Source organism: Streptomyces termitum, assembly GCF_014650175.1.
In the GTDB taxonomy this organism is placed as follows: Bacteria; Actinomycetota; Actinomycetes; order Streptomycetales; family Streptomycetaceae; genus Streptomyces; species Streptomyces termitum.
Genome location: NZ_BMUL01000004.1, coordinates 115915 through 132030, shown reverse-complemented (window position 1 = coordinate 132030; position 16116 = coordinate 115915). Strand labels below are relative to the sequence as shown.

The window sequence follows — 16116 nt, the reverse complement described above, 5'->3', positions numbered from 1 at the left end:
CGTGGCGGCGGGGGTGGTCATGCGGTGTCCTCCGTAGCGGCGCTCACGCGGCTTCTCACGTGGTGGCAGGGGTGGTTCACGCGGTGTCCTCCGTGACGGCGGAGGTGGTCACGCGGGGTCCGCCATGGCGGCGGAGGTGGTCACGCGGCTTCTTCCGTGGTGGTGGCGGTGGCTTCGGCGCAGGCCGCGAGGTAGGCGCGCAGGGTGTCCGGGTCCGGGTGGGACGCCTCCAGGGCCAGCGGGACGAGCCATTCCTGGTAGGTGATGTGCCGGGCCGCCGGGGTGCCCGGCGGGAGGGTGTGGATCCGGTCCGCGCAGGGGTGCTCGCGCAGGTGCGCGGGGAGGGACACCCCGTGCGGGCGGCCGGCCGGCCGGTGGTGGCCGGGGACGACGAGCCAGCCGTGGTAGCGCCCGCTGGGCGGCAACGGGGCCGGGCGCGGCAGGCCCAGCCGCAGGGCGATCTCGTGCGAGGGCAGGTGGACGCCGGTGTGCCGGAGGTGGGCGTCGACGACCCCGGCCCCGCCCATCCGGTTGGCCGCCTCCAGGAAGACGAGCTCCCCCCGGGGGGTCTCGAAGAATTCGAGGTGGAGCGTGCCCCGGTCGATGCCGAGCGCGGTGACGACGCGCCGGGCGAGGTCCTCGTACCGTGCGTCGGGGGGCAGTTGGTGCGAGCCGAGCGGGGCGCCCCCGGCGTAGTCGGCGGGCTTGCCCACGTACCGGCTCGTGACGCTGTGCACAAGGGTCCCGTCCGCGACGAGGCCGTCGGTGTGCAGGATGTCGCCGTCGACGTACTCCTCCAGTTGGTACGCCCCCGGCTCGGCCAGCGCGCGGTGCGCGGCCAGGGCGCGGCGGGCGCTGGGGAAGACGGAGACGCCCTCGCTACAGGTGCCCCGGCGCGGCTTGAGGACGGTGGGTCCCGACCAGGGCAGCGGTCCCTCGCGCGGCGGCTCGGCGGCGAAGCGGGGGTGGCGGACGCCCGATCCGGCGAGCGCCTGCTTCATGCGGACCTTGTCGTGGGCCAGTTCGGCCTGCTCCGGGGTGGGTCCGGGCAGTCCGAGGTGGGCGCGGACGCGGCAGACGGCGAGGACGCCGAACTCGGAGAGGGACAGCACCGCCTCGAAGCCGTCGGCGGGCGAGGTGCGGGCGACGACGGCCTCGGCGAAGTCCTCGTCGGCCGGGACGGGCAGCCGCCGGGCGGGCAGGCCGGCGGGCAGGTCGGCCAGCCGGTCGGCGTGTCCGGCGTAGGTCACGTCGTGGCGCCGGTGGTCGACGGCCCGGTCGTATCCGGCCTTGCGGTAGGGCAGTTGGTGAAGGACGAGGATCTTCATGCCTGACGCTCCCAGAGGACTGCCGTCCGCGGCACGGGCACGGCGGGAAGAACCCTCGCCCGGCCGCCGGAGGCGGGTCAACGCGGGGCGTGCGGGGATGCCGATGCCGGCCATCGGCCCCTTCGATCGGCCGCCGCCGAGTCGGCCCCGGCCCGGGCGCATCGGAATCTTCGATGGCGGCGATAGCGGTTCTCCATCGGGGACGCGTTGAACCGGGGCGGGCTCCGCCGCGACGATCGGTGCACCGCCTGCGCCGATCCGCCACCCGGGGGTGTCCCATGCCGAAGTACCGCAGCCGCTCGGGGAAGTTCGTCGTCTCCGGGGTCTCGTCCGACGCGCACACGTGGAACCTCGTCTTCCTCCAGCTGATGCTGGAGGAGCGCGGGCACGAGGTGGTCAACCTCGGCGCCTGCCCGACCGACGCCGAGGTCCTCGGGGCCTGTCTGCGCGAGCGCCCCGACGTCCTCGTGGTCAGCACCGTCAACGGGCACGGCCACATGGACGGGGCCCGGCTCGTGCGGGCGCTGCGCGCCCACCCCGGCCTCGCGGAGCTGCGCGCCGTGATCGGCGGCAAGCTGGGCGTGGACGGCGGGACCGGGCGGCACGTGGACGCCCTCGTGGAGGCGGGCTACGACGCGGTCTTCGCGTCCGAGGACGGTCTTGAGGAGTTCGCGGACTTCCTGCGCGAGCTGCGCCCGCGCCGCCGCGCGCCCGCGGAGCCGGTCGCGTGAGCGGCCCCGGCACCGCCGGTACCGGCCGGTTCGCGGCGCACGTGCGCGGGGCCCGGGAGTCGGGGGCGCTGGTCGTGCAGCCGCGGATGGGTTTCGCGGGCGCGGGCCGGATGCGGGAGGGGCTGCGCGCGGTGCGCGACGTGGCGGCGCCCACGGCGGGCACCGTCACCGTGGACAGCTACACGCGCGTCGGGGAGTACGCCCGGGCGCTGGAGGCGCTGCGCTCCGGGACGGAGCTGAACGGCTTCCCGCTGGTGGCCCACGGAGTGGACGGCACGCGCGGGGTCCTGGACGGCCTGGCCTCGGCGGACTTCCCGGTCCAGGTGCGGCACGGCGCGGCACGGGCCGAGCGGCTGGTGGCGACGGCCTGCGCGGCGGGCGCGGACGCCACCGAGGGCGGGCCGGTCTCGTACTGCCTGCCGTACGGCCGGGTCCCGCTGCGGGAGTCGGTGCGCGCGTGGTCGCGGTGCTGCGAGCTGGTCGCGGCGCGGGCGGAGCCGATGCACCTGGAGACCTTCGGCGGCGCCATGCTGGGCCAGTTGTGCCCGCCCTCGATGCTGGTGGCGCTCAGCGTGCTGGAGGCCCTGTTCTTCCGCGAGCACGGGGTGCGCTCGCTCTCCCTCAGTTACGCGCAGCAGACCCATCCGGGGCAGGACCTGGAGGCGCTCGGCGCGCTGCGCCGGCTCGCCGGGGAACGACTGGGCGGCATGGACGGCGCGGACGGCGCCGTGGACTGGCACGTCGTGCTCTACACGTTCATGGGCGTCTTCCCGCGCTCGGCGGCGGGCGCCTTCCGGCTGCTGGAGGAGAGCGCGCGGCTCGCGGTGCGGGGCGGGGCGGACCGGCTGGTGGTCAAGACGCCCGCGGAGGCGCACCGGATCCCGACGGTGGAGGAGAACGTGGGCGCGCTGGAGTTCGCCTCGGCCGTGGCCGCCGACGAGCGGGCCCGCGCCCGGACCCGGCCGGTGCCCGTCCCGGGGCGGTACGGCGTGTACGAGGAGGCGGTCCTGCTGGTGGACCGGGTCCTGGAGCGGGCGCCGACGGTGGGCGCGGCCCTGGAGCGGTCGTTCGCCGCGGGACTCCTGGACGTGCCGTACTGTCTGCATCCGGACAACGCCAACCGGGCGCGGGCCGTGGTGGATCCGTGGGGGGTGCTGCGCTGGGCGGACCCGGGGCGGGTCCCGCTCCCCCGGCGCGCCGGGTCCGGCCCGGAGCCGGAGGCCCGCGGGCCGGTCGGCTCCCGCCGGCTGCTGGACATGCTCGGCTTCAACGCCCGCCGCTTCGACGCGGAGGACGTGCTGGGCCGCCGCCTCGCCGACGGAGCGGCCGCGTGAGCGCGCCCGGGCCCGGTACCGGGCGCCGTACGGCCGCCGCTCCCGGCGGGCCGACGCTGGCGGCGGTGCGGGCGCGCGGGGCGCTGCGCGCCGTGGTCAGCCGGGGCGTGCCGGGGCTCTCGGCGCGGTCGGCGGACGGCGTGTGGTCGGGGCTGGACACCGATGTGGCGCGGGCGGTGGCCGCGGCCGCGCTGGGCGACGCGGGGGCCGTGGAGTGGGTGCCCGCCGCCCCCGCCGACCGGCTCGCGGTGCTGGCGGACGGCGGCGCGGAGCTGACGGTGGCCAACACCACCTGGACGATGGGCCGCGAGGCGGCCTGGCCGATCTTGTTCGCCGCCGTGACCTGCTACGACGGCGAAGGCTTCCTGGTCCGTACGGCGGACGGGATCACGTCCGCCGCCGGACTCGCGGGCCGCGCCGTCGCCGTGCAGGCGGGCACCACGAGCGCCGCCAACCTGGCGGCCTGGTACGGCCCGAGGGGCCTCGCGGTCCGCGTGCGGGAGCATCCGACGCCGGCCGGGGCGCTGGCCGCGTACGCCGGCGGCGCGTGCGCGGCGCTGGTGCTGGACCGGGTGGCGCTGGCCGGGCAGCGGGCGCTGCTCCCCGTGCCGGGCGACCACCTGGTGCTCGCCGAGACCATCTCGCGCGAGCCGATGGCGGCGGCCGTGCGCGAGGACGATCCCGCCTGGCTGCGGCTGTGCCGGTGGGTGGTGAACGTGCTGCTGGCCGCCGAGCACGAGGTGGCGGGGGCCCCGGCGGAAGGCGGCGGGCGGGCGGCGGCCCTGGAGCGGGTGGCCGCGGCGGCGGGCCGGCACGGGCCGGCCGCCGGGCTGGACCCCCGGTGGGCGGCCCGCGTGCTGGCCGCCGTCGGCACCTACGCGGACGTGTACGAACGCGCGCTGGGCCCGGCCTCCGGGCTGGACGTGCCGCGCGGCCTCAACGAGCTGTGGACCGGTGGTGGCCTGCACCACCCGGTTCCCCTGTACTGAAAAATCGAGATCGGAGATCCGTGTGACCCTCGTCAGCGACCCCTCAGCGCCCCGCATCGCCGTCGTCGGGGCGACCGGCGCGGTCGGCGGCACCCTCGTCGAGCTGTTCGAGGAGCGGGAACTGCCCTACCGCGAGCTGTATCTGGTGGCCTCGGCCCGCTCCGCCGGCCGGGAGGTGTGCGTCGCGGGCCGCTACTACACCGTGCGGGACCTGGAGACGTTCGACTTCGGCTCGGTGGACCTGGCGTTCTTCTCGGCCGGCACGGCCGTGAGCGAGCGGTGGGTGCCGGTCGCCACGGCCGCCGGCGCGCTCGTCGTCGACAACACCCGCGCCTTCCGCGCGGATCCGGCGACCCCCCTGGTGGTGCCGCAGGTCAACGCCTCGGAGCTGGACCGGCGGCCGGACAGCGGTGTGGTCGCCAACCCGAACTGCTCGACCATCCCGCTGGTGCGGCTGCTGGACGCGGTCGGCCGGCGCTGGGGACTGCGCCGGGTCGTGGTGAGCACCTACCAGGCGGCGTCGGGGCTGGGGCACTCGGGCATCGAGGAGCTCCAGGAGGCGAGCGGGCTGGCGCTCCAGGACCCGGACGCCGAGCCGCTGTCGAAGCGCTTCTCGCCCTCGCTGGCCTTCAACGTGCTGCCGCAGATCGACGAGGTGCTGGAGAGCGGCTTCACCCGCGAGGAGGAGAAGCTGCTGCACGAGTCGCGGCGGATCCTCGGCCTGCCGGGGCTGGACGTGACGGCGACGTGCGTGCGGGTGCCGGTGGTCAACGGGCACTCGGAGTCGGTGTGGGTGGAGTGCGCGGACGAGGTCGGGCGCGGCGAACTCGTCGCGCTGCTGGGCGCGCTGCCCGAGGTCACCGTGTACGACGGTCCCCTGACGCGGCCGCCGGTGCCGGCCGGTCTGGAGGACCCGGACCGGGTGCACGTGGGCCGGATCCGCGTCTCGCCGAACGACCCCCGGGGCTTCTGGCTGTGGCTGGTCGCCGACAACCTGCGGGTGGGGGCGGCGCTGAACGCGGTGCAGATCGCGGAGGAACTCCTCGCCCGGGGCACGCTGTGAGCGGCGCGGCACGGGTGCTGAAGTTCGGCGGGTCGAGCTTCGCGGGGCCGGACGGCTACGCGCGCGTCGCGGACGCGGTCGGGCGCCGGCTGCGCGAGGGGTCCGGCCCGCTGGCCGTGGTGGTGAGCGCGGGGCCCGGTGAGACGGAGGCGCTGCGGGAGCGGCTGCTGGGCGTCGACCCGCGTCCCGAGGACGAGACCCTGGCCGGGCTGCTGACGCTGGCCGACACCACCGGGGCGCAGCTGCTGGCCGCGGCCCTGCACCGGGCGGGCGTCGGCTCGACGGTGCTGGCCGGGGCCCGGCTGGGCCTGGTGTCGGACGCGGTGTTCGCGCGGGCCCGGCTGGTGCGCACGGACCCGGGGCCGCTGGCCTCGGCGCTGGCCGCGCACGAGGTGGTGGTGGTGCCGGGCGGGCAGGCGGTGGACGGGCGGGGGCGGCCGACGTGGCTCGGCAAGAACAGCTCGGACCTGTCGGCGGTGGCGGTGGCCGCGGCCGTCGGCGCGCGCCGCTGCGAGATCCACTCGGACGTGGACGGCGTCTACAGCGCGGACCCGCACCTGGTGCCGGGGGCGCGGCTGCTGCCGCTGGTCTCGTACGACACGGCCTCGCTGCTGTCGCTGCACGGCGCGAAGGTGATCCACCGGCGGGCCGTGGAGATGGCCCGCCGGTGCGGTGTGGAGCTCGTCCTGCGGCACGCCCTGCCGCCGTTCGCGCGGGGCAGCCGGGTGGGCGCACGGGGCGCGCCGGTGTCCGCCGTGGTCCTCGACCGGCGCTCGGCGGCGCTGCGGTACCGGACCGAGGAGGAGGCCGACCGGGCGTTCGCGGCGCTGCGCGCGGCGAACGCGGAGGCGGTGCGCCTCGACGGCGGCCCGCTGGTGGTGGCCGTCGGCGGTTTCCTGGACCTCGCGGAGTTCCACCGCCGCCGGGGGCTGGTACCCGGGGAGGCCGCGGGCGTCCCGGTGACGGTGCTGCGCGGCCCGGTGGCGACAACCCGGCTGGCGGCCGACGCGGACGGGGCCGTGGCCCTGGCGCGCCGGCTGCACGCCACGTTCGACGAAGGCCCGGCCGGTACGGGCCGTCCCCTGAGACTCGCGGGAGTGTGAGGCACATGACCATGACCGTCGCCGACATCCTCGGCACCCGGCCGGGCAGCGGTTCCGCGCTCGCCGTCTGGGAGCTGCCCGACTCCGTGCGGGAGGCGGTGGGGCGGGACCTGGCGCTGCTGGACTCCCCGGCCGCCGACCTCGACTGGGCCACGGCCCGCTGCCACCAGGTCTTCGCCCGGCTGCCCACGGAACTGCTGCGCGGGCTGCTGGACTTCGGCCGGCACCCGGACACGCCGGGGGTGGCGCTGGTGGGGAACCTGCCGCAGGACCCCGTACTGCCGCCCACCCCGTCCGACGGCCGGCCGAGCCCCGCCAAGGAGTCCTTCGTCTCCGAGGGGGTGCTGCTCGGGCTGAGCGGGCTGCTGGGCGAGCCGGTGGGGATGCTCACCGAGAAGGACGGCCGGATCGTGCACGACGTGGTGCCCGTCCCGGGCGGCGAGCACACCCAGACCAACCAGGGTTCGCGGGCCTTCCTGAACTTCCACAGCGACATCGTCCACGACCCGGTGGGCCGCTACGACCTGGCCGGGCCCGACTTCCTGGTGCTGAACTGCCTGCGCGCCGACCACGCGGGCGAGGCCGTCACGTACTACGCGGACGCCCGCGACATCACGGCCTCCCTCGGCGACGACGTGCTGACGACGCTGCGCAGCCCGCTGTTCCGGCTGAACGCCCCCGGCGGGTACGTCCGGGCCCACGCCGACGGGCGCGAGGTGCTCTCCGATCCGGTGCCGCTGATCAGCGGTGCGGAGGCCTTCCCGGAGATCACCGTGGCGGCCAACGGGGTCCGTCCGCTGACCGGCGCGGCGGACACGGCGCTGCTGCGGCTCCAGGAGGTCTGCCGCTCGGTGGCGCAGCCGGTGCCGCTGCGGCCCGGCCAGGCCCTGCTGGTGAACAACCGCAAGGGGGTGCACGCCCGTTCGGTGTTCACGCCCCGCTACGACGGGATGGACCGCTGGCTCCAGCGCACCTATGTGCGGCGCAGCCTGTGGACCATCCGCCACCGCGCCTCGCCGACCGCCCGTCGCGTCCACTTCTGAGCCCCCTCAGGCGGCGGCGGTGGCGGCCGGCCGGTAGTACTCGGACATGAAGGCGACCGTCTGGTCGACGAACAGGCGGGCCTCCCGGGACAGTTGCCTGCCGCGCCGCCAGGCGAGCTGGGTGAACACCTCGAAGGGGGGCTCCCAGTCGAGGACGGCGAGCCGGCCGTCCTCCACGGCCTCCGCGACGGTCATCGCCGGCAGCAGGCCGATGCCGAGGCCGGCGGCCACGCCCCGCTTGACCGACTCGATGTTGCCGAACTCCAGGAAGGAGACCGGTTCCCCCGAGCCGTCGTTCAGCTCGGCCTCGAACAGCTCGCGGTAGGCGCAGCCGGCCTCGGGCGCGAGGACGGCGGCCGCGCGCAGGTCCCGCGTGGTGAGGGAGCGTTCCCGGGCGAGGAGGTGGCCGGGAGCGGCCACCAGGGCCAGCGGCTCGGAGCCCAGCACGGCGGTCTGCACCCCGGGGTGCTCCGTCTCGGCCTCCATGAGGAAGCCCAGGTCGAAGGAGCCCTGGCGCAGCGCGTGGCAGGTCTCGGCGCACAGGCTCGGGCGGAGCACCAGCTGGAGCAGCGGGTAGCGGTGGTGGAAGTACTCCAGGACGGGGGGCATCCGGTAGGAGATCAGGCTCTCCGTCGTGCCGATGACCAGGCTCCCGGAGGGGTCGCCGGGACCGGCGGTGGCGCCCCGCGCCTCGTCGGCGAGGGCGAGGATCCGCTCGGCGTACGGCATCAGGCGCTCACCGGCCGGGGTGAGCCGGATCCGGCCCCGGAGCCGTTCGAAGAGCTCGACCCCGAGCGAGACCTCCAGTCCCTTGATCTGCGCGGTGACGCTGGACTGGGCGTACTTGAGCTCGGTGGCGGCCCGCGTGAAGCTGAGCAGTGTCGCCACCCGGTGGAAGGTCGTCAGCTGTCGGATGTCCACGTGGTCTCCTCCCGTGGTTCGAGGCCGGTCTCCCCCGCCGTACGGTCCGGTCAGCCCCAGCCCATGTCGTCTTCCGGGGCCTCGCCGGTCCCGCCGGTACCGGTGCCCTGGGCGGGCTGGGTGACCGGGGCGACGGGCCCGTCGGCCAGGACCGTGGCGGTCGCGGCCCCGCCGGCCGGGAGGAGGAAGGCGGCGGCGAGGGCGAGGGCGGCGGTCTTGGCGGCGATCGGGGCGAAACGGGCGCGGAGCATGAGCGGGTCCCATCCAGGAGTCGGGGTGCGGATCTCGACCCCCCTGTCGCACGTCCCGCGGTTGACGTGGTCCAAGAGGCTGTACCGAGTGTTTCCGGCGGCTGTTTTCCGCCGTGGCTCAAGCATGCTTCGAGGGGCGGGCGGAGGTGAAGGGAGAGTGGCTGGCCCAATTGGGCCCTGGCCCTTTCAGTCCACCGGGGCGCCGGTGGCGCGGGAAGCGCCCGGGCGGTTCCGCCCTCTCGATAGGCGGCCCTCCGTTTGGCATGATCAGGACGGAGCGACCTGTCCGCTCTGCTCAGTAGGGGGATGCAGTGCTGGAGTCATTGGGGTTGGACGGCCCCACAGAATCCGTCTATCGCACGATGTTGGCCCATCCGGGAGACGACGCCACCGCGTTGGCGGACCGGACGGGACAGACGAAAGAGGACATCCACCGGGCGTGGGAGCGGCTGGCCGCGCTGTCCCTGGTGGTCCACGACCGGGCCGATCTGCTCGACCATCCGCGCGCGGTCAGCCCCGAGCTGGGGCTCGAACACCTGCTGGCCCGCCAGCAGGCGGAGTTCGCGGCGCACCGGCAGCGCATCGCGGCCTCGCGGGCGGCGGCCTCCCAGCTCATCTCGGAGTACGCCGGTCTCCAGCCGGCCGCCGCGAACACGGGGGTGGAGCACCTCAACGGGGTGGAGCAGATCCGGGCCCGGCTGGCCCGCTTCACCAACGAGGTGGAGCGGGAGGTGATGGCCTTCGTGCCGGACGGCGGGCAGAGCGAGGAGAACATGGCCGCGGCCCGCCCGCTGAACGAGCGCCTGCTCAAGCGGGGGGTGGTGATGCGGACGATCTACGTGGACGCGGTCCGCAACAGCCCGCCGACGGTGGAGCACGTGAACTGGCTGACCGGCCACGGCGGACAGGTCCGCACGGTGGCGGTCCTGCCGACCCGGATGACGATCCTGGACCGCAGGACGGCGATCATCCCGCTGAACAGCGAGGACAGCCTCGCGGGGGCGGTGGTGCTGACCGGTCAGGGGACGCTGACCGCGCTGTGCACCCTCTTCGAGAGCGTGTGGGACCAGGCGCAGCCGTTCGGCGAGGCCGCGGCGCCGCGCGGCGGCGACGACGGGCTGAGCCGGCAGGAGGCCGCGGCGCTGCGGCTGCTGGCCGAGGGGCACACGGATGAGGGGATCGCCAAGCGGCTGGGGGTCTCGCACCGCACCGCGCGCCGGATCGCGACGGTCCTGATGGAGCGCCTGGGCGCGCGGAGCCGCTTCGAGGCGGGGGTACGGGCGGTCCGCTGCGGCTGGCTGCCGTACGAGCCGTGACCGGCGGCCCGCGACGCCCCGGCGGCCGGTCGTGACGCCCCGGCGGCCGGTACCGGTGCCCCGGTGGCCGTTACCGGCCAGGGGGCCGGCGGGCCGGTGTCGGTCAGGGCTCGTGGGCCGGGGGCTGCGGGCGCAGGGCCGTGAAGGCGCCCGCGCGGTAGAGGAGGGGGAGGCGGTCGGCCGGGCCGGGGTCGCCCCCGACCAGTTCGGCGACCACGATGCGGTGGTCGCCCGCCGGGACCCGCGCCGTCACCCGGCACTCCAGCCAGGCGAGCGCCCCGGAGAGCACCGGGCTCCCGCAGGGGCCGGGCGACCAGCGCGCCGCGGCGAACCGGTCGGCGCCGCTGCGGGCGAAGACGGCGGCCAGCGCGGCCTGGTCCTCGCCCAGCAGGTGCACCCCGACGTACGCGGCCCCGGCGACCGCCGGCCAGCTGGAGGCCCCGGTGGAGATCGCGAAGGCCAGGGCCGGCGGCTCCGCGGAGACCGAGATCAGCGAGGTCGCGGTGAACCCGTGGGGGCGGCCGTCCGCCCCCCGGGCCGTGATCACCGCGACGCCGGCGGCGTGCTGGCGGAAGACCGCCCGCAGCAGGGCGTCACGGGCGGGCCGGGCGGCCCGGGGAGTCTCCGTGACGGTCATCCGAGCCGGCCTTCCGCGCGCGGCTCGGCGAGCACGGCGGCGATGTCCTTGGCGCCGGTGCCCTGCATGACGGTGAAGTGGGTGCCGGGCACGAGCCGGGTGCGGACCGGGCCGTCGGCGTGCCGCTCCCAGCCCCGGCGGAACCACTCCAGGTCGCCCGGGTCGTCGGCCACGAGCAGTTCCACGGGCCCCCGGTAGGGGGTGGCCCGCCAGGTGGAGGCCGCCCTTGTCATGGCGGTGAACATCCGGGCCCGGGCCAGGATCTCGTCGTTCTCCCCGGTGCGGACCAGGCCCGCCTCGGCGAGCCGGCCGAGCACGGCCTCGTACGCGGCCTCCTCCGGCAGGTCGCGCACCTCGGCGGGGTCGAGCCGCAGCGGGGGCCGGCCCATGGAGAGGGCGAAGCTGTCGGCGAAGGCGCAGACCGACTCCGCGTGACCGAGCGGTTCGGGCAGTTCGGCCGGGGGCTGGGTGTCGACGAGGGCCAGCAGCTCCACCTCGGCGCCCTCCTCCTGGAGGAGCGAGGCGATCGCCCAGGCGATGCCGCCGCCCAGCGACCAGCCGAGCAGGTGGTACGGGCCTTCCGGCCGGACCTCGCGGATCGCGTCCCGGTAGCGGCGGGCCAGCCGGTCGAGGGACTCCTCGGGAGCTCCGGGGACGATGGGCGCGGCGTCGACGCCGTAGACGGTGCGGTCCTCCTCGATGTGCCGGGCCAGCGGGAAGTAGGAGGCGGAGGTGCCGGTGCTGGAGTGGACGCAGAACAGCGGGGGCAGCTGCCCGGTGCCGGACCTGAGGAGGGTGAGGGTGCCGCCCGGCGGGGGCACGGCCCCGGCCGTGGCCGCCGGGGCGGTCTCCTGGTCGGCGGCGGCGGCGAGTTCGGCCACGGTCTGGTGCTGGAAGAGCTGGCGGGCGGTGACGCGCACGCCGCGCTTGTTGGCGAGGTCGACGGCCCGGATCACGGTGATGGAGTGGCCGCCGAGGTCGAAGAAGTTGTCGTGGATGCCGACGGCGGGCACCTCCAGGAGCTGTTGCCACACCTCGGCCAGGATCTTCTGGGTGGGGGTGACGGGTGCCTGCGCGGGGCCGCCGGAGGCGGTGGCGGCCGGGTCGGGCAGCCGGAAGCGGTCCACCTTGCCGTTGGCGTTGAGCGGGAGCGCGTCCAGCACCGTGTAGCGGGCGGGCACCATGAACTCGGGGAGCCGCTCGCGCAGGTGGGCGCGGAGCTCGTCGGCCCCGGGGGCGTCCTGACCGGAAGCGGCCACCACATAGGCGGCGAGGTAGGGGGCGCCGGCCGGGCCGCGGGCGGCGACCACGCAGGAGCCGACGCCGGGGGCCTCGCGCAGCGCGGTCTCGACCTCGCCGAGTTCGACGCGGTAGCCGCGTACCTTGACCTGGTCGTCGCCCCGGCCGAGGAACTCCAGGCGGCCGTCGGGCAGCCACTTGGCGAGGTCGCCGGTGCGGTACATGCGGGCGCCCGGGACGAGGTCCTGCCGGAACGGGTCGGGCAGGAACCGCTCGCGGGTCAGCTCGGGCAGGTTGTGGTAGCCCCGGGAGACGCCGTCGCCGCCGATGTGGAGCTCGCCGGGGATCCCGGCGGGCAGCGGTGCCCCGTGCGGGTCGAGGACGTAGACGGCGGTGTTGGCGATCGGGGTGCCGACGGGGACGGTGGGGGCCCCGGTGTCGCGGCCGTCGACGGCCCCGGCGGTGGACCAGACGGTGGTCTCGGTGGGCCCGTACATGTTGTACAGGCCGGCGCCGGTGGCCTCGCGCAGCCGCAGGGCCAGCGCGGTGGGCACCGCCTCGCCGCCGACGAGCAGGACGTCGAGGGCGCCGAGGGCCTCGCGGGCCGCGCCGGAGGGGTCGTCGAGCATCAGCTGGGCGAGGGAGGGCGTGCACTGGAGGTGGGTGACGCCGTGCTCGGCGATGAGTTCGGCGAGCGAGGCGTGGTGGCCGGGGCGGGCGGACGGGCCGTCCTCCTCCGCGTCCCGTCCCCGCGGGGCCTCGGCGAGGACGCGCAGCCGGTCGAGGTGGTCGAGGCCGCCCAGCACCTCGTCGGTGTCGATGCCGAAGTCGACGAGGCAGGCGAGTTCGTCGACGCCGATGGCGGAGAGCCGGTCGATGAGTTCCAGGCAGTCCTCGGGGGTGCCGAAGAGGCCGCTGGTGTGGACGTACCGGTCGAAGGCGTGGCCGAGGAGGGCGTCGAGGTCGTCCTCCGCGAGGTTGCGGGGGTCCACGTCGACGCCCATCCGCTGGCCGAGCACCCGGACCAGGTCCAGGGAGGTGCGCAGGTAGTCGATGAAGGGTTCGCGGACGAGCTCCAGCGCGCGGTCGCGGTCCTCGCCGAGGAAGGTGTGGAGCATGAGGGTGACCTTGCCGCCCTCGGTGCCGAAGGTCTCCCGCCAGGTGTCGTGGTAGAGCCGGATGGAGTCGGCGAGCTGGTCGAGGTCCTGGCCGAGCAGGTGGGTGAGGATGTTGGCGCCCTGTTCGGCGGCGGCCTTGAAGGTGGCGGGGGTGCCGCCGGAGGAGAGCCAGACGGGCAGTTCGGGCTGGACGGGCCGGGGCCGGATGCGGATCTCGACGTCCTCGCCGTTGCCGGCGGTCAGCGTGGCGGGCTCGCCACGCCACAGCGACCGCACGGTCCGCACCCCGTCGATCATGACCTGCTTGCGGTCCTCGTAGTTCCCGGGGGCGAAGACGAAGTCGTCGTGGAGCCAGCCCGAGGCGAAGGCCATGCCGACGCGGCCGCCGGAGAGGTTGTCGACGACGGACCACTCCTCGGCCACGCGCACCGGGTGGTGCAGCGGCATGACCACGCTGCCGGAGCGGATCGCGACGTTCTCGGTGACCATGGCGAGGGCCGCGGCGGTGACGGAGGGGGCGGGGTAGAGGCCGCCGAAGGCGTGGAAGTGGCGCTCGGGGGTCCACACGGCGGAGAAGCCGTGCCGGTCGGCGAACCGGGCGCCCTCCAGCAGGAGCCGGTAGCGGTCGCCGCCGGGGGCGTCGTCGCCGGAGTCGCTGGCGAAGTAGAAGAGGCCGAACTCCATCGGGCGGGTGCGCCGGGCGGGCGCCGAACGCAGGAGTTCGTGCGGGCGGCCGGAGGCCACGACCACCTTGAAGCCCCGGGTCAGCGTCCAGAACATCTCGACCTCGGACATGTCGAAGGAGATGCTGCTGATCGCGAGCCAGGTGCCCGGCGAGTGCTCGCCGACCCGGTCGTCCAGACCCCGGAAGAGGTTCAGGAGCTGGGCGTGCTCGACCATGACGCCCTTGGGGCGGCCGGTGGAGCCGGAGGTGTACGTGACGTACGCCAGGTCGTGCGCGCCGACGGCGACCCCCGGGTCGGTGTCGGGGACGTCGTCCGGGAGGCCGGCGGAGAGGTCGAGGAGGGCGGGGGCGGGGCCGTCGGCGAGGGCGGCCGCGGCGGTGAGCCGGGCGGTGCTGTCGGCGTCGACGAGGACGGCGGCGGGGCGGGCGTCGCCGAGGACGTGGCCGAGGCGGGCCGCCGGGTGGTCGGGGTCGAGGGGGACGAAGGCCGCGCCGGACTTGAGGACGCCGAGGAGGCCGGCGGGCATGTCGGGGCCGCGGGTGAGGCAGACGCCGACCAGGGTGCCGGGGCCGGCGCCGAGGGCGCGCAGGCGGTGGGCGATCCGGTTGGCGCGCCGGTCCAGGGCCGCGTAGTCGAGGGAGGCGCCGCGGTGGACGACCGCGGTGGCGCCGGGGGTGCGGGCGACCTGCGCGGCGAAGGCGGCGGGGACGCCGCCGTCGGTGTCGACGGGGACGGCGGTGTCGTTCCAGTCGACGACGATCCGCTCGTGCTCGGCGGGGGTGAGGACGGCGAGTTCGGAGAGGCGGGCGCCGGGGTGGGCGACGGCGCTCTCCAGGACGCGGCGGTAGTGGCCGACCATCCGCTCGACGCGGTCGGCGTCGTGGAGTTCGGTGGCGTACTCGGTCATCAGGTCGATGCCGCCGGTGGAGCGCTCGGAGAGGCCGATCGTCCAGTCGAACTTGGTGGTGCCCATGTGCAGGGGCAGGCCGGTGAGTTCGATGTCGCCCATGCGGACGGTCTCCACCGGGGTGCCCAGTTGGTAGATCGCGTGCTGGAAGAGGGGGTTGCGGCTCTGGTCGCGGTCGGGGCGCAGGTCGCCGACGAGCTGGTCGAAGGGGAGTTCCTGGTGCTTGTGCGCGTCGGAGACGGTGTCGCTCGTGCGGGCCAGCAGCTCGCGGAAGGTGGGGTCGCCCGCGGTGGAGGTGCGCAGCACGACGGTGTTGGCGAAGTAGCCGATGAGCGGCTCGAACTCGGTGCGGGTGCGGCCGGAGAAGACGGAGCCGAGGGCGATGTCGTCCTGGCCGGTGTAGCGGGACATGAGGGCGGCGAGTCCGGCGACGGCGACCGGCAGCAGCCGGGTGCCCGCGCCGCGGGCGAGGGCCTCCAGGTCGCGGTGGAGGGCCGGTTCGAGGTGGGCGGCGACCTCGGCGCCGGTCCATTTCGGATCGGCGGGGCGCGGCCGGTCGGACGGGAAGGCGAGGGCGGGCATGCCCTCCAGCCGTTCGCGCCAGTAGGCCAGGTCGCGGGCGCCGGCCTCGCCGGCGAGCCGGTCCCGCTGCCAGACGGCGTAGTCGGCGTACTGGATGGGGAGTTCGGGCAGGACGGGGGTGCGTCCGGCGCGGCCGGCCAGGTAGCACTCGGTGAGTTCCTGCACCATGCGGGTGGTGGACCAGCCGTCGGTGGCGATGTGGTGCATGGACAGCACGAGGACGTGTTCGTCGGGGCCCTGCTTGACGAGGGTGGCGCGCAGCATCGGGTCGGCCGACAGGTCGATGCGGCGGCGGGCCTCGCGGGAGGCCCGCTCGCGGGTGCGGGCGTCGCGCTCGTCGGCGGGCAGCCCGGAGAGGTCGAGCAGTTCCAGGGCGGCGGGGGCGGGCGCGTCGACGATCTGGCGCGGGCCGTCGGGGGTGGCGAGGTAGCGGGTGCGCAGGGTCTCGTGCCGGGCGACGACGGTGCTCAGGGCGGTGCGGAGCAGGGGGACGTCGAGGGGGCCGCGCAGGCGCAGCGCGAGGGGGGTGTTGTAGAAGGCCAGCCCGTCGGACCACTGGTCGAGGAACCACAGGCTCTGCTGCACGGAGGACAGCGGCAGGGGCTCGTCGCGGCCGGCGGCGGCGATGCGGTCGCCGGCCTGCCGCGGCTCACGGTTGGCGCGCAGCTCCCGCAGGAGCGCGGCGCGCTGCTGCGGGGTGAGCTGTGCCAGTCGGTCGTTGACGTTTCGCGGCATGCCGGGGCTCCTCGTCGACGTGTGTGTCTGGCCCGAAGCCTGGCCGGGGCGGGCGCGCGGGTGGAGTCGGGGGAAATCCGGACTCCTTCGGCGCGGCCCGGACCGGCAGCGTGATCGCCGGTCATACGCATCA

12 protein-coding genes are annotated in these 16116 nt (G+C 75.7%); 7 read left to right on the top strand and 5 right to left on the bottom strand.

Annotated elements, in window-relative coordinates; all coding sequences use genetic code 11:
- Positions 1-140: 140 nt before the first annotated feature.
- Positions 141-1328, bottom strand: a complete 1188-nt coding sequence (locus IE219_RS09150; RefSeq protein ID WP_189976092.1) for an ATP-grasp domain-containing protein — start codon at positions 1326-1328, stop codon at positions 141-143.
- A 278-nt stretch (positions 1329-1606) separates the two neighbouring features.
- Here IE219_RS09150 and IE219_RS09145 point away from each other — a divergent pair, with 278 nt between their 5' ends.
- The 6 genes from IE219_RS09145 to IE219_RS09120 are packed head-to-tail and all read left to right on the top strand — an operon-like array spanning position 1607 to position 7591.
- Positions 1607-2059 (top strand): cobalamin B12-binding domain-containing protein, encoded by a 453-nt coding sequence (locus IE219_RS09145; protein ID WP_189976091.1) that lies wholly within the window; start codon positions 1607-1609, stop codon positions 2057-2059.
- Positions 2056-3393: a methylaspartate mutase gene (locus tag IE219_RS09140; RefSeq protein ID WP_189976090.1), complete on the top strand. Its 1338-nt coding sequence runs from the start codon at positions 2056-2058 to the stop codon at positions 3391-3393. Before IE219_RS09145 ends, IE219_RS09140 begins: the two co-directional genes overlap by 4 nt.
- A complete protein-coding gene (locus IE219_RS09135) occupies positions 3390-4382 on the top strand; it encodes a transporter substrate-binding domain-containing protein (protein ID WP_189976089.1) in 993 nt (330 codons plus the stop codon). The genes IE219_RS09140 and IE219_RS09135 overlap by 4 nt, the downstream gene beginning before the upstream one ends.
- A 22-nt stretch (positions 4383-4404) precedes the next feature.
- A complete protein-coding gene (locus IE219_RS09130) occupies positions 4405-5445 on the top strand; it encodes an aspartate-semialdehyde dehydrogenase (RefSeq protein WP_189976088.1) in 1041 nt (346 codons plus the stop codon).
- On the top strand, positions 5442-6548 hold the full coding sequence (locus IE219_RS09125; RefSeq protein WP_189976087.1) for an amino acid kinase family protein: 1107 nt from the start codon (positions 5442-5444) through the stop codon (positions 6546-6548). Before IE219_RS09130 ends, IE219_RS09125 begins: the two co-directional genes overlap by 4 nt.
- 5 nt (positions 6549-6553) lie before the next feature.
- Positions 6554-7591, top strand: a complete 1038-nt coding sequence (locus IE219_RS09120) for a Fe(II)-2OG oxygenase family protein (protein ID WP_229849674.1) — start codon at positions 6554-6556, stop codon at positions 7589-7591.
- A gap of 6 nt (positions 7592-7597) precedes the next feature.
- Here the strand turns inward: IE219_RS09120 and IE219_RS09115 are convergent, their stop codons facing one another.
- Both IE219_RS09115 and IE219_RS09110 read right to left on the bottom strand, forming a co-directional pair.
- A complete protein-coding gene (locus IE219_RS09115; protein ID WP_189976086.1) occupies positions 7598-8512 on the bottom strand; it encodes a LysR family transcriptional regulator in 915 nt (304 codons plus the stop codon).
- 50 nt (positions 8513-8562) lie between these two features.
- Entirely contained in the window at positions 8563-8763 is a 201-nt protein-coding gene (locus IE219_RS09110; protein WP_189976085.1) for a hypothetical protein, read from the bottom strand.
- 311 nt (positions 8764-9074) lie between these two features.
- Here IE219_RS09110 and IE219_RS09105 point away from each other — a divergent pair, with 311 nt between their 5' ends.
- Positions 9075-10079 carry a helix-turn-helix transcriptional regulator gene (locus IE219_RS09105; RefSeq protein WP_189976084.1) on the top strand — a complete coding sequence of 335 codons (1005 nt, stop codon included), beginning with the start codon at positions 9075-9077 and terminating at the stop codon, positions 10077-10079.
- 103 nt (positions 10080-10182) lie between these two features.
- On the opposite strand, the gene IE219_RS09100 is transcribed toward IE219_RS09105, so the two are convergent.
- Together IE219_RS09100 and IE219_RS09095 are read right to left on the bottom strand one after the other, a co-directional pair.
- Complete coding sequence (locus IE219_RS09100; RefSeq protein WP_189976083.1) at positions 10183-10716, bottom strand: flavin reductase family protein; 534 nt, start codon at positions 10714-10716, stop codon at positions 10183-10185.
- On the bottom strand, positions 10713-15983 hold the full coding sequence (locus IE219_RS09095) for a MupA/Atu3671 family FMN-dependent luciferase-like monooxygenase (protein ID WP_189976082.1): 5271 nt from the start codon (positions 15981-15983) through the stop codon (positions 10713-10715). Before IE219_RS09095 ends, IE219_RS09100 begins: the two co-directional genes overlap by 4 nt.
- Between the last annotated feature and the right edge of the window lie 133 nt (positions 15984-16116).

Excerpts from the sequence above, each read along its gene's own strand:
- IE219_RS09150 (WP_189976092.1), bottom strand. The coding sequence starts at position 1,328 with ATGAAGATCCTCGTCCTTCACCAACTGCCCTACCGCAAGGCCGGATAC.
- IE219_RS09110 (WP_189976085.1), bottom strand. The coding sequence starts at position 8,763 with ATGCTCCGCGCCCGTTTCGCCCCGATCGCCGCCAAGACCGCCGCCCTC.
- IE219_RS09145 (WP_189976091.1), top strand. The coding sequence starts at position 1,607 with ATGCCGAAGTACCGCAGCCGCTCGGGGAAGTTCGTCGTCTCCGGGGTC.
- IE219_RS09120 (WP_229849674.1), top strand. The coding sequence starts at position 6,554 with ATGACCATGACCGTCGCCGACATCCTCGGCACCCGGCCGGGCAGCGGT.
- IE219_RS09100 (WP_189976083.1), bottom strand. The coding sequence starts at position 10,716 with ATGACCGTCACGGAGACTCCCCGGGCCGCCCGGCCCGCCCGTGACGCC.
- IE219_RS09095 (WP_189976082.1), bottom strand. The coding sequence starts at position 15,983 with ATGCCGCGAAACGTCAACGACCGACTGGCACAGCTCACCCCGCAGCAG.